24 protein-coding genes and 1 riboswitch are annotated in these 23,803 nt (G+C 43.4%); of the genes, 4 read left to right on the top strand and 20 right to left on the bottom strand.

What is annotated here, in order from left to right; translation table 11 throughout:
• Positions 1 to 3: 3 nt before the first annotated feature.
• The 3 genes from sdhA to sdhC are packed head-to-tail and all read right to left on the bottom strand — an operon-like array spanning position 4 to position 2,492.
• Complete coding sequence (sdhA, locus tag KIH87_RS09565; RefSeq protein ID WP_232361308.1) at positions 4 to 1,776, bottom strand: succinate dehydrogenase flavoprotein subunit; 1,773 nt, start codon at positions 1,774 to 1,776, stop codon at positions 4 to 6.
• Positions 1,777 to 2,124 (bottom strand): succinate dehydrogenase, hydrophobic membrane anchor protein, encoded by a 348-nt coding sequence (gene sdhD / locus KIH87_RS09560; protein WP_232361307.1) that lies wholly within the window; start codon positions 2,122 to 2,124, stop codon positions 1,777 to 1,779.
• Positions 2,118 to 2,492, bottom strand: a complete 375-nt coding sequence (gene sdhC, locus KIH87_RS09555; protein ID WP_232361458.1) for a succinate dehydrogenase, cytochrome b556 subunit — start codon at positions 2,490 to 2,492, stop codon at positions 2,118 to 2,120. Before sdhC ends, sdhD begins: the two co-directional genes overlap by 7 nt.
• Positions 2,493 to 3,059: 567 nt before the next feature.
• On the opposite strand from sdhC, the gene KIH87_RS09550 reads away from it, so the two are divergent.
• Together KIH87_RS09550 and KIH87_RS09545 are read left to right on the top strand one after the other, a co-directional pair.
• The gene (locus KIH87_RS09550) at positions 3,060 to 4,340 is read left to right on the top strand and encodes a citrate synthase (protein ID WP_232361306.1); all 1,281 of its coding nucleotides are present in this window, start codon (positions 3,060 to 3,062) and stop codon (positions 4,338 to 4,340) included.
• 353 nt (positions 4,341 to 4,693) lie between these two features.
• Positions 4,694 to 6,946 carry a TonB-dependent receptor gene (locus KIH87_RS09545; RefSeq protein WP_232361305.1) on the top strand — a complete coding sequence of 751 codons (2,253 nt, stop codon included), beginning with the start codon at positions 4,694 to 4,696 and terminating at the stop codon, positions 6,944 to 6,946.
• A gap of 101 nt (positions 6,947 to 7,047) precedes the next feature.
• Here KIH87_RS09545 and add read toward each other — a convergent pair whose 3' ends face one another.
• The 3 genes from add to acs all read right to left on the bottom strand — a co-directional run bounded on the left by add (position 7,048) and on the right by acs (position 11,061).
• Positions 7,048 to 8,043 (bottom strand): adenosine deaminase, encoded by a 996-nt coding sequence (gene add / locus KIH87_RS09540; protein WP_232361304.1) that lies wholly within the window; start codon positions 8,041 to 8,043, stop codon positions 7,048 to 7,050.
• Between the two features lie 139 nt (positions 8,044 to 8,182).
• Complete coding sequence (locus KIH87_RS09535) at positions 8,183 to 8,818, bottom strand: LuxR C-terminal-related transcriptional regulator (protein WP_232361303.1); 636 nt, start codon at positions 8,816 to 8,818, stop codon at positions 8,183 to 8,185.
• A 299-nt stretch (positions 8,819 to 9,117) separates the two neighbouring features.
• Positions 9,118 to 11,061 carry an acetate--CoA ligase gene (gene acs / locus KIH87_RS09530; RefSeq protein ID WP_232361302.1) on the bottom strand — a complete coding sequence of 648 codons (1,944 nt, stop codon included), beginning with the start codon at positions 11,059 to 11,061 and terminating at the stop codon, positions 9,118 to 9,120.
• 362 nt (positions 11,062 to 11,423) lie between these two features.
• Here acs and cmoA point away from each other — a divergent pair, with 362 nt between their 5' ends.
• Positions 11,424 to 12,179, top strand: a complete 756-nt coding sequence (gene cmoA / locus KIH87_RS09525; protein WP_232361301.1) for a carboxy-S-adenosyl-L-methionine synthase CmoA — start codon at positions 11,424 to 11,426, stop codon at positions 12,177 to 12,179.
• 18 nt (positions 12,180 to 12,197) lie between these two features.
• Positions 12,198 to 13,160 (top strand): tRNA 5-methoxyuridine(34)/uridine 5-oxyacetic acid(34) synthase CmoB, encoded by a 963-nt coding sequence (gene cmoB / locus KIH87_RS09520; RefSeq protein WP_232361300.1) that lies wholly within the window; start codon positions 12,198 to 12,200, stop codon positions 13,158 to 13,160.
• On the opposite strand, the gene KIH87_RS09515 is transcribed toward cmoB, so the two are convergent.
• The 14 genes from KIH87_RS09515 to sufC form a co-directional block, all read right to left on the bottom strand.
• Complete coding sequence (locus KIH87_RS09515) at positions 13,144 to 14,220, bottom strand: DUF4062 domain-containing protein (RefSeq protein WP_232361299.1); 1,077 nt, start codon at positions 14,218 to 14,220, stop codon at positions 13,144 to 13,146. The genes cmoB and KIH87_RS09515 overlap by 17 nt on opposite strands.
• A 79-nt stretch (positions 14,221 to 14,299) precedes the next feature.
• A complete protein-coding gene (gene modB / locus KIH87_RS09510; protein WP_232361298.1) occupies positions 14,300 to 14,962 on the bottom strand; it encodes a molybdate ABC transporter permease subunit in 663 nt (220 codons plus the stop codon).
• Between the two features lie 25 nt (positions 14,963 to 14,987).
• A complete protein-coding gene (gene modA, locus KIH87_RS09505) occupies positions 14,988 to 15,842 on the bottom strand; it encodes a molybdate ABC transporter substrate-binding protein (protein WP_232361297.1) in 855 nt (284 codons plus the stop codon).
• Positions 15,842 to 16,318, bottom strand: a complete 477-nt coding sequence (moaE, locus tag KIH87_RS09500; protein ID WP_232361296.1) for a molybdopterin synthase catalytic subunit MoaE — start codon at positions 16,316 to 16,318, stop codon at positions 15,842 to 15,844. Before moaE ends, modA begins: the two co-directional genes overlap by 1 nt.
• A gap of 6 nt (positions 16,319 to 16,324) precedes the next feature.
• Positions 16,325 to 16,567: a molybdopterin converting factor subunit 1 gene (moaD, locus tag KIH87_RS09495; RefSeq protein WP_232361295.1), complete on the bottom strand. Its 243-nt coding sequence runs from the start codon at positions 16,565 to 16,567 to the stop codon at positions 16,325 to 16,327.
• Entirely contained in the window at positions 16,564 to 17,073 is a 510-nt protein-coding gene (gene moaC / locus KIH87_RS09490) for a cyclic pyranopterin monophosphate synthase MoaC (protein WP_232361294.1), read from the bottom strand. Before moaC ends, moaD begins: the two co-directional genes overlap by 4 nt.
• A gap of 58 nt (positions 17,074 to 17,131) precedes the next feature.
• Entirely contained in the window at positions 17,132 to 17,629 is a 498-nt protein-coding gene (moaB, locus tag KIH87_RS09485) for a molybdenum cofactor biosynthesis protein B (protein ID WP_232361293.1), read from the bottom strand.
• Positions 17,630 to 17,747: 118 nt separating this feature from the next.
• Entirely contained in the window at positions 17,748 to 18,716 is a 969-nt protein-coding gene (moaA, locus tag KIH87_RS09480) for a GTP 3',8-cyclase MoaA (RefSeq protein ID WP_232361292.1), read from the bottom strand.
• Positions 18,712 to 18,931: riboswitch (molybdenum cofactor riboswitch) on the bottom strand. It overlaps the preceding gene by 5 nt.
• Positions 18,932 to 19,050: 119 nt before the next feature.
• Positions 19,051 to 19,464 (bottom strand): SufE family protein, encoded by a 414-nt coding sequence (locus KIH87_RS09475; protein ID WP_232361291.1) that lies wholly within the window; start codon positions 19,462 to 19,464, stop codon positions 19,051 to 19,053.
• A 42-nt stretch (positions 19,465 to 19,506) separates the two neighbouring features.
• Positions 19,507 to 20,040 (bottom strand): putative Fe-S cluster assembly protein SufT, encoded by a 534-nt coding sequence (gene sufT, locus KIH87_RS09470; protein ID WP_232361290.1) that lies wholly within the window; start codon positions 20,038 to 20,040, stop codon positions 19,507 to 19,509.
• Between the two features lie 8 nt (positions 20,041 to 20,048).
• Complete coding sequence (locus tag KIH87_RS09465) at positions 20,049 to 20,432, bottom strand: HesB/IscA family protein (protein ID WP_232361289.1); 384 nt, start codon at positions 20,430 to 20,432, stop codon at positions 20,049 to 20,051.
• Positions 20,433 to 20,457: 25 nt separating this feature from the next.
• Complete coding sequence (locus KIH87_RS09460; RefSeq protein ID WP_232361288.1) at positions 20,458 to 21,681, bottom strand: aminotransferase class V-fold PLP-dependent enzyme; 1,224 nt, start codon at positions 21,679 to 21,681, stop codon at positions 20,458 to 20,460.
• A gap of 40 nt (positions 21,682 to 21,721) precedes the next feature.
• Complete coding sequence (sufD, locus tag KIH87_RS09455; RefSeq protein WP_232361287.1) at positions 21,722 to 23,005, bottom strand: Fe-S cluster assembly protein SufD; 1,284 nt, start codon at positions 23,003 to 23,005, stop codon at positions 21,722 to 21,724.
• Complete coding sequence (gene sufC / locus KIH87_RS09450) at positions 23,005 to 23,763, bottom strand: Fe-S cluster assembly ATPase SufC (protein ID WP_232361286.1); 759 nt, start codon at positions 23,761 to 23,763, stop codon at positions 23,005 to 23,007. The genes sufD and sufC overlap by 1 nt, the downstream gene beginning before the upstream one ends.
• Between the last annotated feature and the right edge of the window lie 40 nt (positions 23,764 to 23,803).

The raw sequence follows: 23,803 nt of genomic DNA, 5'->3' as shown, positions 1-23,803 counted from the left end.
CTCTTAATAAGTACGAGCTTTAGGTGGAAACGCTTCGCGAGTCTTAGGCGACATGTTTACTTCACGCTTAATCATAGACTCATCACTCGGTTTATAAATCGAGTGGCACAACCAGTTCTCGTCATCACGATCCGGGAAGTCGAAGCGGCTATGTGCGCCACGGCTCTCGGTTCTGAAGTTCGCAGCAACGGCTGTTGCATAAGCTGTTTCCATCAAGTTATCTAATTCCAGACACTCTATACGTTGTGTGTTGAAATCAGAGCTCTTGTCATCCAGACGGGCATGCTTCAAGCGCTCACGAATTTCTTTCAATTCATTCAAGCCTTGCGCCATCGCTTCGCCTTCACGGAATACAGAGAAATTCAGTTGCATACATTGCTGCATGTCTTTCTTGATTTGAACAGGATCCTCACCCTTACCAGGTTCTGAGTTTTCCCAACGGTTGAAACGAGCTAGCGCTTCATCAACATCAGATTCGCTGGCTTCTCTAGCAGTATCAATTTCGTTTAATGCTTTACCCAAATGCAAACCAGTCGCACGACCAAATACCACCAAATCAAGTAATGAGTTACCACCCAGGCGGTTAGCACCGTGTACAGATACACAAGCAATCTCACCACAGGCAAACAAACCATTTACAGGTTTTTCATTACCGTTTTCGTCGATAGTAATCGCCTGACCATCTACGTTCGTTGGAATACCACCCATCATGTAGTGACAGGTTGGAATAACCGGAATCGGTTCTTTAACAGGATCAACGTGTGCGAATGTACGAGACAATTCAAGAATACCCGGCAAGCGAGACTCAAGCACTTCTTTACCCAGGTGATCCAGTTTCAACTTAATATGAGGACCCCAAGGGCCATCACAACCGCGGCCTTCGCGAATCTCAGTCATCATAGAACGAGCAACAACGTCACGGCCAGCAAGGTCTTTCGCGTTAGGTGCATAACGCTCCATGAAGCGTTCGCCATCTTTATTTAATAGATAGCCACCTTCACCACGACAACCTTCTGTTACCAATGTACCAGCTCCCGCAATGCCGGTTGGGTGGAACTGCCACATTTCCATATCTTGCAAACAAACACCAGCGCGAAGCGCCATACCTACACCGTCACCGGTGTTGATGTGAGCGTTTGTAGTGGATGCGTAAATACGGCCTGCGCCACCTGTCGCCAACACAACTGCACGAGATTTAAAGTAAACCACCTCGCCAGTTTCGATATCAATGGCTGTACAACCAACAACATCGCCGTCCTGGTTCTTAACCAAATCCAGCGCATACCATTCACTGAATACTTTGGTTTTGTTCTTAACGTTTTGCTGATAAAGCAAATGCAACAATGCGTGACCAGTACGGTCAGCTGCTGCTGCGGTACGAGCGCCCTGCTCGCCACCAAAATTCTTGGATTGACCACCAAAAGGTCTTTGGTAGATCTTACCGTTCTCAAAACGAGAGAAAGGCAAACCCATATTTTCCATTTCAAGAATGGCTTCTGGGCCTGTTTTACACATATATTCGATAGCGTCCTGGTCACCGATATAATCAGAACCTTTAACCGTATCGTACATGTGCCATTCCCAGTTATCTTCATGAGCATTACCCAAAGCAACGGTAATACCGCCTTGAGCAGATACTGTGTGAGAACGGGTCGGGAATACTTTAGATAAAAGAGCACAGGACTTGCCTGATTGAGAAATTTGCAAAGCAGCGCGCATACCCGCACCACCGGCACCGATGACTACAGCATCATATTCATGTACTGAAACTTTCACTTAGATACCCCACAAAACAAACAGACCAACGGCAACGTATACGAACGCAATCAAGTTCAGGATAAATTGCAATCCTGCACGAATTTTTGGAGGCTTAACGTAATCCGTTAATACCTGCCATAGTCCAATGCGAACGTGAATCATGATTGCTACGAGCGTAGCTAAAGTGAAGACTTTCATGCCGAGATGAGAGAACAACCCGTGCCATACTTCGAAGGTAATGGTTGGAGTTGAGATGAAAAACCATGCCATGAATACAGTAAAGGCAGTGATAATTGCCGCAGTTGCTCTGAGGGAGACAAAATCCTGCACACCATCACGCTTCAGGGTTGCCTGATTTGTTACCATAATACAACTCCAATCACGATAGTTATGATCACCCAAAGCACTATCGTCACTTTGGCACTATTATTACCTGACTCAATCTCTTCCCAGTGACCAAAATCCATCACAACATGACGCAAACCAGCCAGCAAGTGATAAGTCAATGCTGACACTGTGCCAATTGCGATAACTTTGCCTATAAAGCCATTCATCAATTCTTGAACTGTCGCGAAACCTTCAGCAGAAGTTAATGACATTGCCCAAGCGCATATTACAAATAAAAGCGCAAAGAACATTGCCACGCCAGTAACGCGATGAAGAATCGAAGAAATAGCAGAAGGAGGGAAACTAATCGTATTGAGTTGTAAATTAACTGGTCTTTGTTTTTTCACCATTATCGCCTGTTACCCTTGCGGGCTTTCAAATTTCACATCTCTCAAGAGACTAGTAAATTGCCACAAAAATGCCAAATCACGAGTCTCCAGCTACCTGCAAGATGTCACAGCATTAACAAATAAAATAATTGAAAAATTATTTTGCACTAAAATCGTAGGGTCTTAGCTGTGACGCCGCAAAAGTATATAAGTGACGCGCAGCAAAAACAATTTTTGTTACACCCAAAAATAAACATTTTTACGAGATTATTTAGAGATCGGATTTCTTGTGATATGGATTTAACAAATGCTTCACATTTATTTCACAGAATGCACGATTTTTAACTAACATCTTATTTTTAGCTAACATCTTTTTAAGCGTAAGTCCCATTTATCATATGTATTTAGATCATTATTTAAATTTACTTTGTTCATTACGCAATCCGCCACTAGCATTGGTATACTTAAGCGATGCATTAAAATTGACTTATGCTGGTAATAACAGTACAAATAGCGGCGCTTAAATTCTGCGGGGTCGCATATGTCCCGAAAACACCCAGAAAAACTTCTTAAGGAGAGTTTTATATGGCAGACAAAACAGCCATTCTGAAAGTAGGTGATAAAGAGATTGAACTACCTATTTTAAGCGGCACGGCAGGACTTGATGTCATTGACGTACGAGCTCTTGGTAAAATCGGAATGTTCACTTTCGATCCGGGCTTCATGGCAACAGGTTCTTGTGAGTCCGAAATCACCTTCATTGACGGCGATAAAGGGGTGTTGCTGCACAGAGGCTATTCAATTGAAGATCTAGCCCGCGACGCGGATTATCTTGAAGTCGTTTACATGCTATTGCACGGCGAAGCGCCAAACGAAAAGGATTATCAGGAATTCAAATCAACTATCACTCGTCACACCATGGTGCATGACAGTGTCAATGATTTCTTTAAAGGCTTCCGTCGCGATGCACACCCCATGGCAATGCTGTGTGGTACTGTTGGTGCGCTTTCTTCTTTCTACCATGACGATTTGGCTATTCATGATCCGGAACAGCGTTTAAGAAGCGCCATCCGTTTGGTCGCCAAAATGCCTACATTGGTAGCGATGTGTTACAAGTTTAACGTTGGTCAACCTTTCGTTTACCCACGTAACGACTTGTCTTATGCAGAAAACTTCCTGAATATGATGTTCTCTGTACCTGCTGAAGAATACAAAATCAGCCCAACCATTGCTCGCGCTGTTGATCGTATCTTCACCTTGCATGCTGATCACGAACAAAATGCTTCTACTTCTACCGTTAGATTAGCGGGTTCTTCTGGCGCTAACCCTTATGCATGTATTGCTGCTGGCGTTGCGTCTTTGTGGGGTCCAGCTCACGGTGGTGCAAACGAAGCGTGTTTGAATATGTTGAAAGAAATCGGTTCTGTTGATCGCATTCCAATGTTTATTGAGAAAGCAAAAGACAAAAACGATCCTTTCCGTTTGATGGGCTTTGGTCACAGGGTTTATAAGAACTATGACCCTCGCGCAACCGTCATGAGAGAAAGCTGTCACGAAGTATTGAAAGAGCTGAACCTTAAAGATCCGTTGTTAGATGTAGCGATGGAACTTGAGCGTATTGCTCTGAGTGACCCATACTTTGTAGAGAAGAAACTCTTCCCTAACGTTGATTTCTACTCTGGTATCGTATTAAAAGCAATTGGTATCCCGACTAACATGTTTACCTGTATTTTTGCTTTGGCACGTACTGTAGGATGGGCTTCTCATTGGCACGAAATGCTAAGTCAACCAGGTCAAAAGATTGGACGTCCTCGTCAACTTTATACGGGTAAAACTCAACGTCCATTCAAGTCTATTAAAAAATAATTTTAATGACTTACCATTCTAAAAATAGAGGCTTAATAGCCTCTATTTTTTTATTTCCTTTCCTGAATTAAATAAAACTGAATTAAATAAAAATAACCTACCCCAAAGAAAAAGAATGAATTCAAATTAAAAATTGAATTGGCTCGAATAATTTGACAGGTAAGAATTTTTTTAGCTTTAATTACACCTTTGTCATGGAAACACAGAGATTGCGTATGCAAATCTTTAGTTTCAATAAGGAATAATTACATTATCCAGTGTAGTTTTTTCGTGCTTTTATAAGACTTTAGTCCGATAATGCGCTGGCATAAAAAAAAGCAATTTCGAAATCGCACACAATAAACGGTACTCGTATGAAAATTAACAGCAAAGCACCTTTAGCTATTGGTGTGGCATTAGCATTGTCTAATCCCTATGCCTTAGCTCAGGAAAACGACAGTAAAAAAGACGAGAAATCTCTTGAGTTGGAAGTCATCATGGTTACCGCTCAGAAAAGAACTCAAAACGTTCAGGAAGTTCCAATTTCTGTTGCCGCACTAACCAGCAAAGAAATGGACATCATGGGTTCTTCAGGTATGGATGTTCGTGCCCTTTCCATGAGAATTCCCAGTCTATTAATCGAATCCTCTTTCGGACGTACTTTCCCACGTTTTTATATTCGTGGTTTGGGTAACACAGATTTCGATTTGTTGGCATCACAACCTGTTTCTTTGGTTTATGACGAAGTTGTTCTAGAAAACTCTCTAACCAAAGGCTTCCCAATGTTCGATATCGAACAAACAGAAGTGCTACGTGGTCCACAAGGTACGTTGTTTGGTCGTAACACTCCTGCTGGTATCGTAAAAGTAGATTCCAAAAAGCCTTCTCAAGATTTTGATGCTCACCTAAATTTCACTTTGGGTTCTTACGGCACTAAAGATTTTGATACTGCTGTAGGCGGCGCGTTAACTGACACACTTTCTGCTCGTGCTTCCTTATTGATTCAAAATCGCGATGACTACATCGACAACAAAGCCCCGGGCTTTGAACAAAATAATGTATTAGGTGGCTTTTCTGAAAAAGCAGGTCGTTTCCAATTGCTGTGGGAGCCTAACGACAAATTTGATGCATTATTGAATTTCCATTTCCGTGATGCGGAAGCGGATGCGCGCTTGTTCCGTGCCAACATTATCAAGCCAGGTACGAATGATCTTATCGACGATTTCGATTTTGAAACGATTTATCAAGACGCTGCTTCACGTAACAGACAAAAGATCGATACCAAAGGTGCAATCTTAAAACTTGAATACGATATGGGTAGCCATACCCTGACTTCAATCACCAGTAAAGAGTCAGCAGAAATGATATCTATCGGTGACATTGATGGTGGTTATGGTGCTTCCTTTATTGGCTTCTATGGCCCAGGATTTATTCCATTCCCATCAGAAACTGGTGCGAAAATGCCTGATCATTCTCAGATTACTCAGGAAATCCGTCTTTCTTCAAATGAATTGGGTATGATCGACTATCAAGTCGGTGCATTCTGGTTCGACGAAGAATTAACGATCCAAAACCTGAGTTTCGACACTCTGGCCGGTGGTATTCTGAACGGACTTTCCGAACAGCATATGGAAACCTCTGCATGGGCTATCTTTGGTTCTGCGGATATCGAAGTGAGTGATCGCCTGACAGTAACCGCTGGTTTGCGTTACTCTGATGACGAGCGCGATTGGGACGGTGAGCTTATCCTGTCTCCATTTGGTGCACCGTCATTCACTGCTGTATCCGCTGTAGAAGACTCACAGGTTAGCTGGGATATCAGCGCCAGCTACAAATATACTGACGAAACCAATATTTACTCACGCTTGGCTAAGGGCTATCGCGCCCCCAGTATTCAGGGTCGTAACCTGTTATTTAGCGGCACGCCAACCACTGCCGATTCAGAAACCATGATCTCTTTTGAAACTGGTTTCAAATCTCGTGCCTGGGAAAACCGCGCTCGCGTTAACGGTTCTGTATTCTACTACGAAGTTAGCGATCAACAGTTAACTGCGGTTGGCGGTACTGGAAACTTCACTAGCCTGTTAAATGCTGATAAATCAGTTGGTTACGGTTTTGAATTGGATGCACAAGCAACTCTGGATGAAAATTGGAGTGCAACTGCAGGCTTGAGCTACAACCACACAGAAATTCAGCAAGCAGACCTGGCTGTAGATCCATGTGGCGCACCTTGTACTATGATCGACCCTACTCGTGAAGATGGTTTGGCGTTGATCGACGGCAACCCTCTTCCGCAAGCACCTGAGTGGATTGCTAACTTCACATTGCGTTACACCAAAGAAATCGGTGAAGGTAACTTCTTCGCTTACACCGATTGGGCATACCGCAGTGAAGTTAACTTCGTACTTTATGAAGCTGAAGAATTCAAAGGCAAGCCTTTGTTAGAAGGTGGTTTGCGTGTAGGTTACGAGTGGTCAGCCAACAATTCAGATTATGAAATTGCCGTATTCGGCCGTAACATCACAGACGAACAACAACTGACTGGTGTTATCGACTTCAACAACCTGACGGGCTATGTCAATGAAGCTCGCTTCTGGGGTATTGAGTTCGTATCCAACTTCTACTAAGGATCAGCTTATCTGAGCTTAGAAGTAAAGAGCCGCGTTAATCGCGGCTTTTTCATGTTCTCAATCTTTAGTTTTGTTTTCTTTGTTTGTTGACCGGGAGCCTATCCCTTTTTATTCCACAAAGCCTGACGTTCACTTTCCGTCATAAAGGCCGACTTAATGGCATTTTCCTGCAGCCGGCTTAATTGTTCTGCCGTCATTCCCAGCACCTTATGCGCCACCTCATATTCATGAGGCAAATCAATATTGGATACAGCCGGATCATCTGTACTAATAGACACCAAAATCTCATTTTCCAAAAACAAAGGCAGAGGATGCTTTTCCAACTCTTTCACTGTGCTGGTGTGAAAGTTGGAGGTCGGGCAAGATTCAACCGCGATTCGATTTTTAGCCATATAAGACATCAACTCAGGATCTCTTGTAGCTGCAATGGCATGCCCAATTCGAGTAGCACCAAGCAACTTAATAGCATTCCAGATACTTTCCGGGCCATCCGCTTCACCCGCATGAACAGTAATTTGCCAACCGGCATCACGTCCTTTATTAAAGTGCTCTACGAACATGGGAGCCGGGAAATTGAGTTCATCACCCGCTAAATCTAACGCTACAATACTATCTTTATGAGCTAGTAACGCCTGAAGTTCTTGCATACAGATATCAGCACCAAAGGTACGACTCAAAATACCAATCAATTTTGCTTGCACACCATACTGCTGAATACCTGCTTGTACACCGTCAATGACAGCTTCAACCACGCCAGCCATATCCAGATTGTGTGCTTTAGCCATGTAATAGGGAGAAAAACGCAACTCGATATAATCAATGCCTTGCGCCTTGGCATCTCTTAAATTCTCAAATGCCACTCTGCGGCAAGCCTGCAAATCAGCCAACACGGAAACACCATATTCCAGCTTCTCCAAAAAGGCCATTAAATCACTGGTTTGCTCGATTATCTGAGTCATGGGGACTAACTCATCAAGGGAACTGGCTGGTAAGGCGATGCCATGCTTTTGCGCTAAATCCCAGATGGTTTCAGGGTGAATATTTCCATCCAAATGTCGGTGTAGTTCTACTAAAGGAATATTGGGATTAATCATTGCTAGCTCCTTATGTACGAAAACTCCAATAAGCCTTACAACTTATTGGAGTTCTCATTTGTGATTTTTAATGAATAAAAACTACATGAACAGCTAATTCTTACGCGCTATTTATACAGGTCTATGCGTTAACAATACCCTAGTTCAACTGTAGTTTTTCAGCAGCCAATACCGCTTGAGTTCGATTATTAACTTCAAGCTTCTTAAAAATCGCACTAATATGCGCTTTCACGGTTGCTTCGGTGATATTCAAATCAAAAGCTATCTGCTTGTTCAACAAACCAGCCTGTAATTGCTTTAATACTTGAAATTGTTTAGGCGTCAACTCAGCCATTCTTGATGCAATATCAATCTCATCAGTTGCAACACGAATAAGATTGGTTTGCAAATGTTCCGGCAACCAGGTTTCACCGCTTAATATTTTCTTGATAGCAATAGCGGTATCGGCAGATGCCGTGGTTTTAGGAATAAAGCCTTTAGCCCCAAAGGTCATCACGCGAGACACAATATTCGGTGAGTCGCTACCAGACACAATAGCTACCGGCACATTAGGATAATCTTCAGTTACCCGAATAAGACCATAGAAATCTTCACTGCCCGGCATAAAAAGATCCAAAAGCACTAAGTCTATATCTGGATTCTTTTCCAATGCATAAAGGGTAGTGTCCAGCGAATCGGCGTACACAAATTCCAAATTGTCGAATAACGGTTTTAGTGCCGCAGATAGAGCATCCCTAAATAGCGGGTGATCATCCGCTATCAAAAACTTGGTCATGTTCTCCCCTTCAAGTCTAAGTAGAAGGTTTAACCCAAATCATAAAAGCAATTATGATCCAGAGTTATACTTTAGTCTAATTATTAAAGGAAATTTTATACCGGACTATGAACAACAAACGACATCAACCTATTTCCAAGGGTTTATGTCATGACCACAAGAACATAGCCTGCCAGATACTATACTTGCTTTCAGTTATATTCGGAAGAGTCTTTTAACGAATTAGAAAATCGTTACAGGAATGAGCTTCCAGCCCTTGTCAGAGCTGGAAACTTGATATGCGAAATGCGAGTAAAGTGCTATTTATTCAGGCGATTATCAATCAATTCTTGCACTACACCAGGGTCAGCCAATGTGGATGTATCACCCAACTCGGCATAATCGTTAGCCGCAATTTTACGCAAAATACGACGCATAATTTTGCCTGATCGGGTTTTGGGCAATCCTTTAGTCCACTGGATAAAATCAGGCGTTGCGATCGGGCTAAGTTCATCACGTACAGACTGCCTTACCGCTTTTGTCAACTCATCAGAAATCACTGTGCCATCGGTAGGCATAACATAAACATAAATGCCCTGCCCCTTGATGTCATGCGGATAACCCACAACCGCAGCTTCGGCGACACTCTCATGGGCTACCAAAGCACTTTCAATTTCAGCTGTACCCAGGCGATGACCTGACACATTCAGAACATCATCAACACGTCCGGTGATCCAATAGTAACCATCAGCATCACGACGAGCACCATCGCCCGTGAAATACATATTGTCGTATGTACTAAAATAGGTTTCCTGAAAACGTTGATGATTTTCCCAAACGGTACGAGCCTGGCCTGGCCAGGAACCGGTAATCGCCAAATTTCCTTCATTCTCACCTTGCAGTTCAACGCCATTGCTATCCAGCAAAACAGGTTTCACACCAAAGAAAGGAAGTGTTGCCGAGCCCGGTTTCAAGTCAATCGCGCCCGGCAGAGGCGTGATCATCACACCACCCGTTTCTGTTTGCCACCAGGTATCAACAATTGGGCATTTACCATTACCAATTTTCTCGTGATACCAAAGCCAGGCTTCAGGGTTAATCGGCTCACCCACACTTCCCATTAAGCGCAAGGTTTCACGAGTCGAGCCTTGTGCAGGCTCATCACCTTTCGCCATTAATGCACGAATAGCGGTTGGCGCTGTGTATAGAATAGTGACCTTATGCTTATCAACCACCTGCCCCATACGAGCAACCGAAGGATATGTAGGCACACCTTCAAACATAAGCGTTGTCGCGCAATTCGCCAACGGGCCATAAACAATATAAGTGTGACCGGTAATCCAGCCTACATCGGCAGCACACCAATAAATATCATCAGGATGATAATCAAAGATTTTTTCATGAGTTAATGAAGCATAAACCAAATAGCCACCGCTGGTATGCACAACCCCTTTGGGCGTGCCGGTTGAACCAGAGGTATACAAAATGAACAAAGGATCTTCCGCGTCCATTGGTTCGGGTTCACAAGTCGCAGGTAAATCAGCAACCAGGTCTTGCCAGCTTATGTCTCTGGCATCATTCCAATAGCCATCATTCTTGGTATAGCGATACACCACTACATTTTTGATACTACTGGTGGATTCTTTTTCTAACGCTTTATCAACATTCGCTTTTAATGGAACCGGGTTACCACCACGCAACCCCTCGTCGGCGGTCAAGACTAATTTCGCTTCACAGTCATGAATACGATCCGCAATAGCATTAGGAGAGAAACCACCGAAAATAACAGAATGAATAGCACCAATGCGAGCACAAGCCAACATGGCGTAGGTCGCTTGCGGGATCATCGGCATATAAATGACAACGCGGTCACCCTTTTTAATGCCTAACTTCTTCATGCCATTAGCGATTTTGCACACTTCATCGTGCAATTCCTGATAGCTGATATGGCGACTAATGCTGGGATCATCACCTTCCCAAATAATGGCAGTGCGATCAGCGTTATCTTTTAAGTGGCGGTCAATACAGTTAGCTGACACATTCAGCTTGCCATTCAAAAACCATTCAATATTGACATTATCACGTGCAAAACTGCATTTGCTTACCTGAGTAAAAGGTTCAATCCAGTCGATGCGTTTAGCCTGCTCTTGCCAAAAAGCATCAGGGTTATCAATAGATTCCTGATACATGGCTTTATATTGTTCAAGATTAACCAGAGCATTGGCTTTAAATTCTTCTGGTACCGGATAAAGAGTGTCAAACATATTACTGTTCTCCATTCGACCAAACGTCGTTAGCTGGTAGCTTTAATCGCTTCAAAATCTGAATTATAAAAACCGCAAAGCATACAGATGTGTGCCGGGTTTACTTATCACGCAAGAGAAAATAACGACTCGCAATTGATTGCCCGATACAGTATATAACCCTGCCCCTGTGTGCAAGGCATGAATTTGATTCAGCTCACAAAATTCGTTTTCAGTGGTTTAGCTTGCAGCTCTTGCGTTGAACAGTACCAGAGAATGAAAAATTGTTAAATTCCGTATACCGGGTTGCTTCGAAATTCGGTAGAATCCCGCCTCGGATTTCATGAGACCAAACAACTCTAATTATTTATTATTCATTACCTATGCAAGATTCCCCCAAAGACCTGATTTACTCACGCCCACAAGAGAAAGTCGCTGATTTTCAGTTTGACGAAACGGTGACAGAAGTCTTCCCCGACATGATCCAGCGTTCCATTCCTGGCTACAACACCATTCTTGATGGCATTGGACAACTTGCAAAGCACTACATCCAGCCCAATACCAATGTGTATGATCTCGGATGCTCCCTTGGCGCGGCAAGTCTTGCAGTAAGACGCTACAACAGTGAAAAAGGCGTTCAAATTGTCGCAGTCGACAACTCAGAATCCATGATAGAAAGATGCAAACTGCACCTGTCGGCATTCAAATCGGAAACCCAATTCACCACCTTGCATCAGGATATATTAGACACCAACATTAATAATGCATCCGTGGTAATCATGAACTTTACCTTGCAATTCATTGCTCCGGAAAAACGCGAAGCCATGTTGCAAAAAATACACGATGGCTTACTTCCCGGTGGTGTGCTTATCTTATCTGAAAAATTGCGTCACCCCACACAACACGGCGATGAGCGGCTTATTGATCTTCACCACGAATACAAGCGCCGCAACGGTTACAGCGAATTGGAAATCAGCCAAAAACGCAATGCCCTTGAAAACGTCATGAAAATCGACACTTTCAATATTCATGAAGAGCGTTTGAATTCTGTGGGGTTTAGCGATGTCACTCTCTGGTTCAAATGCTTTAATTTCTGCTCAATGTTTGCAGTAAAACCTTCTACTCAGGCCACGAAATAAGCGCAAAAGGAGCAGAAAATGGAATGGTTCAAAGATTTTTATCAACGTATTGCCATGACAGATCTGTCTCCTTGGCTAGAAGTGTTGCCTGCGCAATTAAAAGAATGGCAAAAACAGCAACATGGCGATTTCAATAAGTGGGTCAAGCTGATCGGTAAATTGCCAGAAACGCAACCCAGTTCCATTGAGTTAAATGCAGAAGTGCGTTTCGGCACAGAAAGTGACATCAGCGAATATCAAAGCAAGCAAATTGAAGGCTTATTAAAGCAGTTCATGCCATGGCGTAAAGGTCCTTTTCATATTCACGGCATCCACATAGATACCGAATGGCGTTCGGACTGGAAATGGGATCGTGTCGCGCCACATATTGCGCCATTGCAAGGCAGAAAAGTGCTGGATATTGGCTGTGGCAGCGGTTATCACATGTGGCGCATGTTAGGGCTAGATCCGGAAATGGTGGTTGGCGTCGACCCCACCGACCTGTTTTTGATCCAGTTCCAAGCTATCAAACACTTTAACCCCGACCCTCGTATTCATTTACTTCCTGTAGGCGTAGAACAACTACCCGACCTAAGAGCCTTCGATACCGTGTTTTCCATGGGCGTGCTGTACCATCGTAAAAGCCCTATCGACTTTCTACAGCAACTGAAAATGCAACTGCGTAAAGGCGGCGAGTTAATTCTGGAAACACTGGTTGTCGACGGTGACGAACACACGGTTTTAGTTCCAGGAGAACGTTACGCACAAATGCGCAATGTCTGGTTCCTGCCAAGCTGTGCAGCACTGGAACACTGGATGCATCGCATAGGCTTTAAAAACATTCGCACCGTTGATGTGGCTCAAACCAGCATCGAAGAACAACGCAGCACCGAATGGATGACCAATCAGTCTTTAAAGGATTATCTAGACCCGGATAATCATGATTTAACAGTGGAAGGCTATCCTGCACCTAAAAGAGCGGTGATTATTGCTGAGAGTTGAGCTCCCAACTAACTCCGGAATTACCAAAGACATATTTCAAAGCCTTTATCCGTTGCTCGGCTGTTGATTTTTTCACCCCATTTTCAAATAACTGTTTTAGCTCTATATCTTTAGTAGATATAGCAAATGAATCATTTCTACCAACATGCATATCAGATTCACTAATCAAAAGTTCTTCGTCTGAATTATCATCATAAATCACATCAAATAACCCAAAATTCAGCAAATATTGAACCCATGTACAATCAGTAACATTAATATCTGCAAGTCTATGAACATCAACCTGATCCATATCCCAATAGTAAGGAGATTTATGAGACCACTTAGGATAAAGAGCTTCTTCAAAAAACTGTACAACATCACTATACACATCTATATAAATAATTTTTTCTTCTGCTTCTTCCTTATTCGATGACATATAAAGACTTTTAATCAATTCTTCCAGTTTTCTGCTAGTTGTTCCTATTCCTTCAATTAAATGATTTGTTACGTCAATTTGCGATTTAACCTCTTGTGTTTTAAGCAATTCATAAAACATACCCGCCCATTGTTTTCTCAGGTGATTTTCTATGCTCGCAAACCCATCAAACCCCTCAAATGCATTATTTCTGGGGGCACGTCTGACTTCATCAATAAAAGAAAATATATCTAAAGCATACTCTTGTTTTTCAATTGAAGGATACTTGATGTCAGAAACAAACTCCTTTTTCTTATTATGTTGATATGTATGGTGACAATTTAAAACGCCTTTTCTCACGTAAGTAAAAACAGGAATACCACTCTCTCTAGCAGCTTTGTATTCGGCATTTGTAATCGACTTGGTTTTATCAGCTATATACTCACCGCCAAACCTGCCCCCGATAATCAAAATAAATAACTGACAGTTGGAAACCTCATTAACGCAAGCTTCATGCGTATGCAGTTCAGGATGATAAAACACATCCCCATTCTCACTAAGAATTGGTTCAAAGCCATAAGAAATAATAAAACGTCGAAGTTGTTCACGTATTTCACTTAAATCAAAACAAGTAGAACTAACAAATACTTTAGGAGCGGCCATGTGAAAGGTTCATTAAGGATATAATTTAGGTCAAATATATCACCTATGAAAACATAGTTGAACACATTAGATTTCAGGATTACTTCCTATTCACCCAATTCACTAACAACAGCACTGAAAACGAGAACAGCAGCATGCCTGCGGCGAGTTGGTTGGCTTGTTCAAGCTGCATGGTTTCCACGTAGTCGAACAAGGCGATGGATAGCACTCGGGTTTCACCGGGAATATTGCCGCCAATCAGTAATACCACACCGAATTCTCCTACCGTATGGGCAAAGCCCAAAACCGTGCCAGTAATTAACATAGGGCGTGTTAAAGGCAGCACAATCAAGCGGAAACGTTGCCACCAATTCGCCCCCATGGTTTGTGCTACATCGAGTAATTGATTATCTAAAGATTTAAAACCATCACGGATGGGCTGTACCACAAAAGGCAAGCTATAAAGGATGGAACCGATGACCAATCCAGAAAAGGAAAACACCAGTGAGGAATCAAAAAATGTCTGCCATGTTTTCCCTAACCAGGCATCAGGGGTCATCGCGACTAACAGGTAATAGCCCAACACAGTGGGAGGTAAAACCAAGGGCAAGGTAATGATGGCATCAAGGATAAATTTCACATTAGAGCGGCTTCTAGCCAGCCACCAAGCCAGCGGGATCCCCAAAAGCAGCAAGAAAAAAGTAGAGACTCCCGCCAATTTTGCGGTTAACCATATTGATTGCCAATCGAATTCACTTATCACTGCAAAAAACCTTACAAAACAAGCATTACAGCATTAATTTAACGTCAGCCGAGCTTGGTGCTGCGTAACCGTTTTGAGCGATAATTTCACGTCCTGTAATGCCAAGAACGAAACGATAAAAGCCCATTGCCGCTTCTTGCGGCTGGATCACCAGCATTTGTTGTTTAATCGGTGAATAGAGATCGTCAGGGATCATAATAATTTGAGATGAATGAGCAGCTGCATCTATCTGGCTTAAAGAAACGAAACCTGCATTAGCGGCTCCCGCATACACAAACTGATACGCCTGAGCCACATTATTGCCCTTCACGATTTGCTCATTTAATGAGGAAAATCCTGTGCGTTGTAATGCCTGTTGAGCCGCTTTTCCAAACGGAGCCAAATCAGGATTTGCCATTGCAATCTTCACTTGCGGTGTTTTGGCTAGTTGCTCCATCACCGATTTAAAATCTGTCTTTTGAGAATCTTCCTGATTCATTTTCGGATACCACAAAACTAATTGCCCTATGGCATAAACGGCAGAACGATGTTTATGGCCAATGCCTTTTTTGATTAATTTGTCTGGGTGTTGCCAATCGGCAGAAAAAAACAAATCGAACGGCGCACCGTTTAATATCTGGCTATAAAGCACGCCTGTAGAAGCACTGCTCACTTTAAAGTCTAGATTAGGATGCTTTTGCTTATAGACAGCAATCAACTTTTCTAACGTGGGTTTAAAATTGGCTGCAACGGCAATACGAATAATATTGTTATTCTTGTTTTCTTGATTAACCTCTTGATTAAGAGCCGGTTCATTTACCTTCGTGATTCCAGCAAACAAAGTCCCAGAATAAGTTAACAGCAATATAAGAAACAGATTACTTAGCAGTCTTTGCATCATTATTTTTGGTTCCAATCATCGGCTTTATTAGCATCGCTTTGTTTAGCATCAACCCAATGCAGCCCTTCACTACTTTGTTCTTTCTTCCAAAAAGGCGCACGCGTTTTCAGAAAATCCATAATAAATTCACAAGCACCAAAGGCATCACCGCGATGCTTTGCACTAACGCCAACAAAGACAATTTGCTCAGACAAGCTCAATGTACCAAAACGATGGATAACACGAATTCGCCCTAATGACCAACGAGTACGCGCCTGAGCCACGATATCCTGCAAACTGCGCTCAGCCATGGCGGGATAATGTTCCAAATGCAATGCGGTGACAGACTTCCCTTCATTGAAGTCACGTACCAAGCCAACAAAAGTAACAACAGCGCCGTCAGTCTGATTATGCTCAGTTAATGCCTGATACTCTGTTTTAAGGTCAAAGTCTTGTGATTGAACGCTAATGTAATCAGATACCGAATTTGACTTCATACTCGGCTACCCGCCCGTTACCGGTGGGAAAAACGCCACTTCATCGCCGGTTTTAAGTGCTTGAGTATTATCACATAGCACCTGATTCACCGCAGCCAAACAGCGCTCCGATTGCATCACTTCTTGCCAGATATCACCACGTTCAGATAACTTTCGACGTAGTTCAGCAACATTCGCGCATTCTGTCATATCCAGGCTATCGGTTTGTAAACGTTCCCGTAACTGCGCAAAAAACAAAACCCGGATCATGTGTTTTCCTCGCGAAGCCAGTCACCACTTTTACCACCCTGTTTTTGCAAAAGCTTTACGCCACCAATAATCATGGCCGGGTCTACTGCTTTACACATGTCGTATAAAGTGAGCAACGCTACAGAAACAGCAGTTAAGGCTTCCATTTCCACGCCAGTTTTGCCCGCCAGTTTGCACAATGCGACGACCTTAATGAGATATTCGTTGGTTTCACTCTGAATGACAGGTTCAAAGTCCACTTGAACCTTGCTCAACATAAGCGGATGGCAAAGTGGGATTAACTCACTGGTTTTCTTGGCAGCCTGAATGCCCGCGATACGAGCAACAGCAAAAACATCGCCCTTTTTGTGCTCTCCAGCCAACAGCATGTCGAATGTACTTTGCGTCATGCTGATAAAGCCCTCAGCTATCGCGGTACGGGATGTCACCGCTTTTTCGGTCACATCCACCATATTGGCCTCACCTTTTTCATTGAGGTGGGTAAAAGCGCTTTTAGGATCTGTCATGTTTCTTTTTTCTTACTGTCTTCTTACTATCTTCTTACTTCTTGCTTGCTCTTATCTATTACAGGCTTGGCTTTAAATGCCCCACGAAATTACAGGGCTTGTGATCGGAGCTAAGCTGTTCCTTCAAGATGCCTTCCCAACCGGTACGACAAGCACCAGTTGAGCCCGGCAAGCAAAATATCGCGGTCTTGTTCGCCATACCGCCAAGTGCTCTGGATTGCACCGTTGACGTACCAATTTCCAGATAAGAGATATGACGAAACAACTCGCCAAACCCTTCAATATCTTTATCAAATAGAATCGACAAAGCTTCCGGGGTTGAATCTCGCTCAGTAAACCCTGTGCCACCTGTAGAAATCACAACCTGCACTTTCTCGTCAGCAATCCACTGAGACACCACTGAACGCAGTTGATACTTGTCATCTTTCACAATGCGCTTTTCAACCACATGATGCCCCGCTTCCAGAACAGCTTGAACCAGGTAAGCGCCAGAGGTATCTGTTTCTTCATTGCGTGTGTCGGAAACGGTCAAAATAGCAATATTTAAGGCTTGCATTTGTATATGGCTCTCTAAAATCTCTTTTATGAATGAATTCGATGTTGTTATTTATCCGCCGGGTGCTTTTTATCCGCCGGGCGCTTTTTATCCGCCGAGCACTTTATCCACCCAGCCTTTATCCCCCTAACATAGCCAAATGCCGGGTTGCGCCAGTGACGTCATCGTGCAGCCAATGGCTCGCCTGTTTATCTTGCAATAACGCCACTAAAGCTTGCTGCAAACCTTGTACATCGCCGGCGCTCATATAAGCACGTAAATCCAGTCCCTGCTCTGCAAACAAACACAAATGCAGTTGCCCAATAGAAGAAATACGCAGGCGATTACAGCTATCACAAAAGCCTTTGCTATAAGGCATGATCAAACCAATATTTCCGGCGTAATCAGGGTGCTGAAATTCCTGCGCAGGGCCTGATGTTTTGCTCTTTAATACCCGGCTCCAGCCCAGCTCTAACAACTGCTCTTTTAAAGTTTGTCCAGAATAATGATGTTCCTGAAAAAAGGCGGCATTGTCTCCAGTACGCATCAGCTCAATAAAACGTAACGTAACAGGCATGGTTTTAAGCCATTGCAAATACTGCTCTATTCCCTGCTGCTTTTGATGTTGCATCAATACCGCATTCACCTTAACCGGCATTCCCAGTTCAAGCGCCATGCCCACACCTTGCAACACCATTTTTAATTTGTCATGGCCAGTAATGCTGGCAAATAGTCGAGGGTCAAGGCTGTCGATACTCACATTGAGCGAAGTTAATCCGGCTTCATGCCAAGCGTGGATCAGGCGTGGCAATTTATCGCCATTAGTCGTTACGGAAATTTCATCAATCCCGGAAGTATTGGCAACAGTTGCGATAATATCGGGCAAGTCTTTACGCAAGGAAGGTTCACCGCCAGTAATACGGACTTTGGAAGTGCCAAGACCAGCAAATGCCTGAGCAACGGTATTGATTTCATTTAGAGTGAGAAAATCGCGATCAGAGTCGCACTGATAACCATCAGGCAAGCAATAGTTGCAACGGAAGTTGCAGACATCAGTAACAGACAGGCGTAAGTAATGGAACCGACGCCCGTAGCGGTCTTCCAGCATATTTGAATAACACCTTTCCAAAGTTAAGCACTAAACCGACTAATCGTTTGTGCTTAAGGGAGGCTAATCCGTTTCCAGATTAACCCTCGTTGCTATTAATATTGCTTGAGCAAGTAATTCGATAGCAACTCGGCTAAGGCTTCGTATTTTTACTTTATCCGTACGTTTACTTTAAAGAGAAACGTAGAAACCAGAGCTCGGGGTTATGACTAAATTAATAACGATAAATTTATAACAGTAAAAATTTTTCAGCACTCAAGTTATCCCAACTCTATGCTGCATGCAACCAAGCAAAATGCACTGTTACATATGAAGTGACAGCTTATGATAATACTTAAGCTAAACAAGCTTTCGCAATGGCATTGATTTTAGCCACAATCGCTTTTAAGCCATTACCACGAGTTGGACTAATATGACGTTCCAAATCTAATTGGGTGAAGTAATCTTCAATATCAAAATCTACAATTTCTTGTGGCGTTTTGTTGTTGTAAGCAGCCAAAACCAGTACCAACAATCCCTTAACGATAATGGCATCACTATCAACCAAAAAGGTTAATACATCCCCATCCCTATCGACTTCCAGCCAAACGTTGCTTTGACAACCTTTAACCAGACGCTCGGGGGTTTGTAACTCTTGTGGAAATGCAGGTAACGCTTTGCCCAGATCGATTATGTATTTATAGCGCTCTTCCCAGCTATCAAAAAAGGAAAGGTCATCTAATATTTCATCGGTAGTAGGCAAATTCATGTTTTCTGTTGTTCCTGCTTATTGTGACGGGTTGGTTATATTTTAAAAAAACAATCCGGCTTCAAGTTGAGCTTCTTCGCTCATCATATCTTTTGACCAAGGAGGGTCAAACACCAGTTCCACCTTCACATTCTTTACGTTAGGCACTTTTGAAACGCGATATTTAACATCGCTCACTAATACGGGCCCCATACCACAACCCGGAGCCGTTAAGGTCATATCCACCTGAACAGCATCGGCATCCTGATCAATCGACACTTTATATACCAAGCCCAACGACACAATACTGATAGGAATTTCCGGATCGTAAATGCTGTCGAGCGCTTGCCAAACCTGATCTTCCAAAATGCCGGTATGACCGTCATTAGTAAATTTCAGCTCTTCCGGTTTGAGCCCGATAGCTTCAGCGTCAGTGCCGTCAATACGCAGCATGTTACCCATCCAGGTAACCGTATAATTGCCGCCAAGCGCTTGATTAATCGTGACAAATTGCCCTTCTGGAATACTGGTAATTTCACCAGAAGGTACTCGCCTGGCAGGACATTCCCGAGTAGTGACAACCATTTTCTTCTGCATTTAATGGTCTACCCTACATTAAAGCTTTCGCCGCAGCCGCATTCGCTAACGACATTCGGGTTATTAAAGCGAATTTCGCCGTTAATACCCTGCACAACATAGTCAATTTCAGTATGTCTGACGATCTCTGAGGCATCTAGCGCAATCAGTAACATCATGCCATCAGCTAACTCAATACTGACATCGTCATCTTTACCCGCATCAACAGGTTCAAGCACATAAGCATAGCCAGAACAACCGCTGACTTTGGTGCTTAAGCGGATCTTCTTGTCGGAAGCATTACCCAAAATGCGCTTAAAATGCTTCAACGCCGAATCGGTTACTGTGACCAATGGAGCATCAGAATCAACTTTGGCATTGGGATCAAAGGTTGCAACAGTCGTATCTATCATGTCGTATCCTGTATTATCCAATGGGTTACATCAACATCATCTGGACTTTCTTCAAGCCGGCAAACAACATGTCGACTTCGTCCAGTGTATTGTAAATGGAAAATGAAGCTCTGGCTGTACCCGGCACATTCAGACGGTTCATCAAAGGTTGGGCACAGTGATCTCCTGTACGGATCGCAATGCCTTGTTTATCAAGCAAAAAACCCACATCCGCAGGGTGAGAACCGTCTAAATTAAAGCTCAACACACCAGCCTTATGCTTGGCTTTACCAATAATAGTCAGACCATCAAATGCCATGGCTTGTTCAGTTGCCGATGTCATTAATGCTTGTTCATGCGCTTGTACAGCGGCTAAATCTAATGCCGAGAACCATTCAACCGCAGCGCCAAAGCCAATAGCACCTGCAATATGAGGTGTTCCTGCTTCCAAGCGATTAGGCAATTCACCCCAGGTTGCATCCTGATAGGTCACGATGGAGATCATTTCTCCACCAGTTTGCCAAACAGGCCATTCGTTGAGAATGTCGGCTTTACCCCACAAAACACCGATACCGGTTGGACCAAACAGCTTGTGCCCAGAGAACACATAAAAATCACAGCCTAACGCCTGAACATCAACACCACCATGAGCCACCCCTTGCGCACCATCAATAAGAATATAAGCATTAGGCGCATGTTGACGTACCAAAGGGATCAGTACATCCAATGGATTTACTGTACCCAGAGCATTCGACACATGAGGCATAGCCACCATTTTGGTTTGCTTGCTCAGGCAGGCTTTAAACTTGTCGATGTTCAGTTCACCATCATCAGTAATCGGCGCAACCAACAAACTGGCTCCAGAACCTTTGCTCACTTGCTGCCAAGTGACCAGATTAGCGTGGTGTTCCATTTCGGTCACAACCACTTCATCGCCTACTTTTAACAGCTGCTGCAAGCCATGAGCGACGATATTAATTGATTCAGTCGTACCGCTGGTCCAGATCACTTCTTTTCTATCTGGGGCGTTTATGAAGTTGGCAATAATATCACGAGCATATTCAAAACGACGTGTGGCTTCGTCCGCCAATGTATGCGCACCACGATGAACGTTACTGTTACATTCGGTGTAATAAGAAACGATAGAATCAATCACTGCTTGCGGCTTCTGCGTCGTTGCAGCGTTGTCCAGATAAACCAGGCGATTACCGTCAATTTCACGTTTTAGGATAGGAAACTGTGCTCGAATAGCGGCAACATCAAAGCTCATTGCTTTTTACTCTCTTGTTCTCTCTCATTTTCCAGCCGTTTCATTCACCCATTTGGGCAAAACGAGCTTGCAATTGCTCTCTTAACCACTCGGCAATCGCTTGATTTGGCATATCGTCAACCAGGGCATTAATAAAACCGAAGTTCAACATAACCAAGGCTCTTTCTTTGCTGACGCCACGAGAAGTCAGGTAATACAAAGCATCGTCGTCCAATTCAGCTACTGTTGCTCCGTGAGCACAACGCACATCATCGGCGTAAATTTCCAGCTCTGGTTTGGTATTGATTTGCGCTTTATCCGACAATAGCAAATTACGGTTATTCAGTTCCGCCAAGGTTTTTTGTGCGTCACGATGGATATGAATACGACCATTAAAAGTCGCTTGAGCCGTATCACCCACTATTCCACGTACATTTTCTTCAGTGGTACAGTTTGGCACTTCATGTTCAACGGTGGCATGCAAATCAAAACGCTCATCGTCTTTCAACAAATAAATCGCGTTCAGCTTGGCATCGGCGTATTCGCCTTTGTGCAGAATATCAACATTACTACGCGCCAAAGCACTGCCATAACCAACAAAGGTGCTATTGAGTTTGGCTTTTTCATTCAACGCGAAATGACAGCCACCTACTGACATATCAGCACCTGATTGCAAAGCAAAACGATAATGTTCCAACTGCGCTTCAGGTTGAATTGAAAATTCAGAAACCAGAGTATTGAAGCTTGTGCTGTTGCTTTTATCCGCATTGTCAGAACTCATATGTTCTAACACGGTTAGCTTCGCGTCTTTGCCAACACGACACAGCACGCGAGCATGGCCTTCACTGCCATCTTGAACAATATTGATAATACGAACGGGTGTTGAGATTTGCGCACCATCAGCGACATCAATCACCAACGCATCTTGCAACAAGGCATCGTTAATCAAACCAAACAAATGATGCTCGGGCTTAACCTGAGAAAGAATGCTTTTAGCTGTGTTGTGCTGTTCATCAGTCGCTTTTGCCAATGAAAACAGGCTTAAGCCTTCAGGCAAGGTAAGCCCTGATAAATCTGTCTGCAACTGACCATTAGAAAACACCATATCAATGGTTTCTTGGTCAGAGATAGCAGAAATTTGAACAGCTGCATCGGCTTTTGTACTTTCAAATTCAGCCGTTTCCAGCGCTTTTAATGAGGTATAACGCCACACTTCGGTTTTGCGTGTAGGCCAGGCAGTGTCTTGCAACTTTGCCAACGCTTGAGCGCGAAAATCAGCCAAACCATCGGTTTGCCCTGCTAATGCTGTTGCTTTAGCAATAACATTTTGCAACCAGGGGTTCATTACGCCTCTCCGTCTTTATGCGTTTCCAGCCAGGCATAACCTGCGGCTTCCAACTCATGGGCAAGAGAAGCATCACCGCTTTTCACGATTTTGCCATCAGACAACACATGAACAAAGTCAGGTTTAATATAATCCAACAGGCGTTGATAATGAGTAACCACAATAAAGCTACGCTCAGGGCTACGCTGACTGTTTACACCATCAGCAACCACTTTCAAGGCGTCGATATCCAAGCCTGAATCAGATTCATCCAAAATGCACAGCTTGGGTTCAAGCAGTAGCATTTGCATGATTTCATTACGTTTTTTCTCACCACCTGAGAAACCTTCATTCACGCCACGCTTTAAAAATGCCAAGGGCAAATTCACTTGCACACAAGCCGCTTTGGCTTTTTTCAGGAATTCAGCTGAACTTAATTCGTCTTCACCATTGGCTTTACGCTTGGCATCAACGGCTGCTTTCATAAATTCCAGATTGCTAACGCCGGGAATTTCAGTGGGATACTGAAAAGCCAGGAACAAACCTTCACGAGCACGCTCTTCGGTTTCCAAATCAAACAGGTCTTTGCCGTTGAATGTTGCAGAGCCAGACTCAACTTCATAACCTTCACGACCAGACAATACGTAACCCAAAGTGCTTTTACCTGCTCCATTAGGCCCCATAATGGCATGAACCTCACCCGGTTTAATGGATAAATTCAACCCTTTTAAAATAGTCTTGTCTTCAACTCTGGCGTGGAGATTTTCAATTTCTAACATTATGAATAATCCTGCTTATTATTCGATTGGTCTTTATTTG

The organism is Paraneptunicella aestuarii, from assembly GCF_019900845.1.
Classification (GTDB): domain Bacteria; phylum Pseudomonadota; class Gammaproteobacteria; order Enterobacterales; family Alteromonadaceae; genus Paraneptunicella; species Paraneptunicella aestuarii.
This window is presented reverse-complemented; position numbering and strand designations above follow the sequence as displayed.

Coding starts and splice junctions, on each gene's coding strand:
- sufC (WP_232361286.1), bottom strand. CDS start 23,763: ATGTTAGAAATTGAAAATCTCCACGCCAGAGTTGAAGACAAGACTATT.
- moaD (WP_232361295.1), bottom strand. CDS start 16,567: ATGATCCGGGTTTTGTTTTTTGCGCAGTTACGGGAACGTTTACAAACC.
- cmoB (WP_232361300.1), top strand. CDS start 12,198: ATGGAATGGTTCAAAGATTTTTATCAACGTATTGCCATGACAGATCTG.
- KIH87_RS09460 (WP_232361288.1), bottom strand. CDS start 21,681: ATGAGCTTTGATGTTGCCGCTATTCGAGCACAGTTTCCTATCCTAAAA.
- KIH87_RS09545 (WP_232361305.1), top strand. CDS start 4,694: ATGAAAATTAACAGCAAAGCACCTTTAGCTATTGGTGTGGCATTAGCA.
- KIH87_RS09475 (WP_232361291.1), bottom strand. CDS start 19,464: ATGAATTTGCCTACTACCGATGAAATATTAGATGACCTTTCCTTTTTT.
- modA (WP_232361297.1), bottom strand. CDS start 15,842: ATGATGCAAAGACTGCTAAGTAATCTGTTTCTTATATTGCTGTTAACT.
- sufD (WP_232361287.1), bottom strand. CDS start 23,005: ATGAACCCCTGGTTGCAAAATGTTATTGCTAAAGCAACAGCATTAGCA.
- moaA (WP_232361292.1), bottom strand. CDS start 18,716: ATGCTGGAAGACCGCTACGGGCGTCGGTTCCATTACTTACGCCTGTCT.
- moaB (WP_232361293.1), bottom strand. CDS start 17,629: ATGCAAGCCTTAAATATTGCTATTTTGACCGTTTCCGACACACGCAAT.
- moaE (WP_232361296.1), bottom strand. CDS start 16,318: ATGAAGTCAAATTCGGTATCTGATTACATTAGCGTTCAATCACAAGAC.
- acs (WP_232361302.1), bottom strand. CDS start 11,061: ATGTTTGACACTCTTTATCCGGTACCAGAAGAATTTAAAGCCAATGCT.
- sdhD (WP_232361307.1), bottom strand. CDS start 2,124: ATGGTAACAAATCAGGCAACCCTGAAGCGTGATGGTGTGCAGGATTTT.
- add (WP_232361304.1), bottom strand. CDS start 8,043: ATGATTAATCCCAATATTCCTTTAGTAGAACTACACCGACATTTGGAT.
- KIH87_RS09550 (WP_232361306.1), top strand. CDS start 3,060: ATGGCAGACAAAACAGCCATTCTGAAAGTAGGTGATAAAGAGATTGAA.
- KIH87_RS09535 (WP_232361303.1), bottom strand. CDS start 8,818: ATGACCAAGTTTTTGATAGCGGATGATCACCCGCTATTTAGGGATGCT.
- cmoA (WP_232361301.1), top strand. CDS start 11,424: ATGCAAGATTCCCCCAAAGACCTGATTTACTCACGCCCACAAGAGAAA.
- KIH87_RS09465 (WP_232361289.1), bottom strand. CDS start 20,432: ATGATAGATACGACTGTTGCAACCTTTGATCCCAATGCCAAAGTTGAT.
- KIH87_RS09515 (WP_232361299.1), bottom strand. CDS start 14,220: ATGGCCGCTCCTAAAGTATTTGTTAGTTCTACTTGTTTTGATTTAAGT.
- sufT (WP_232361290.1), bottom strand. CDS start 20,040: ATGCAGAAGAAAATGGTTGTCACTACTCGGGAATGTCCTGCCAGGCGA.
- moaC (WP_232361294.1), bottom strand. CDS start 17,073: ATGACAGATCCTAAAAGCGCTTTTACCCACCTCAATGAAAAAGGTGAG.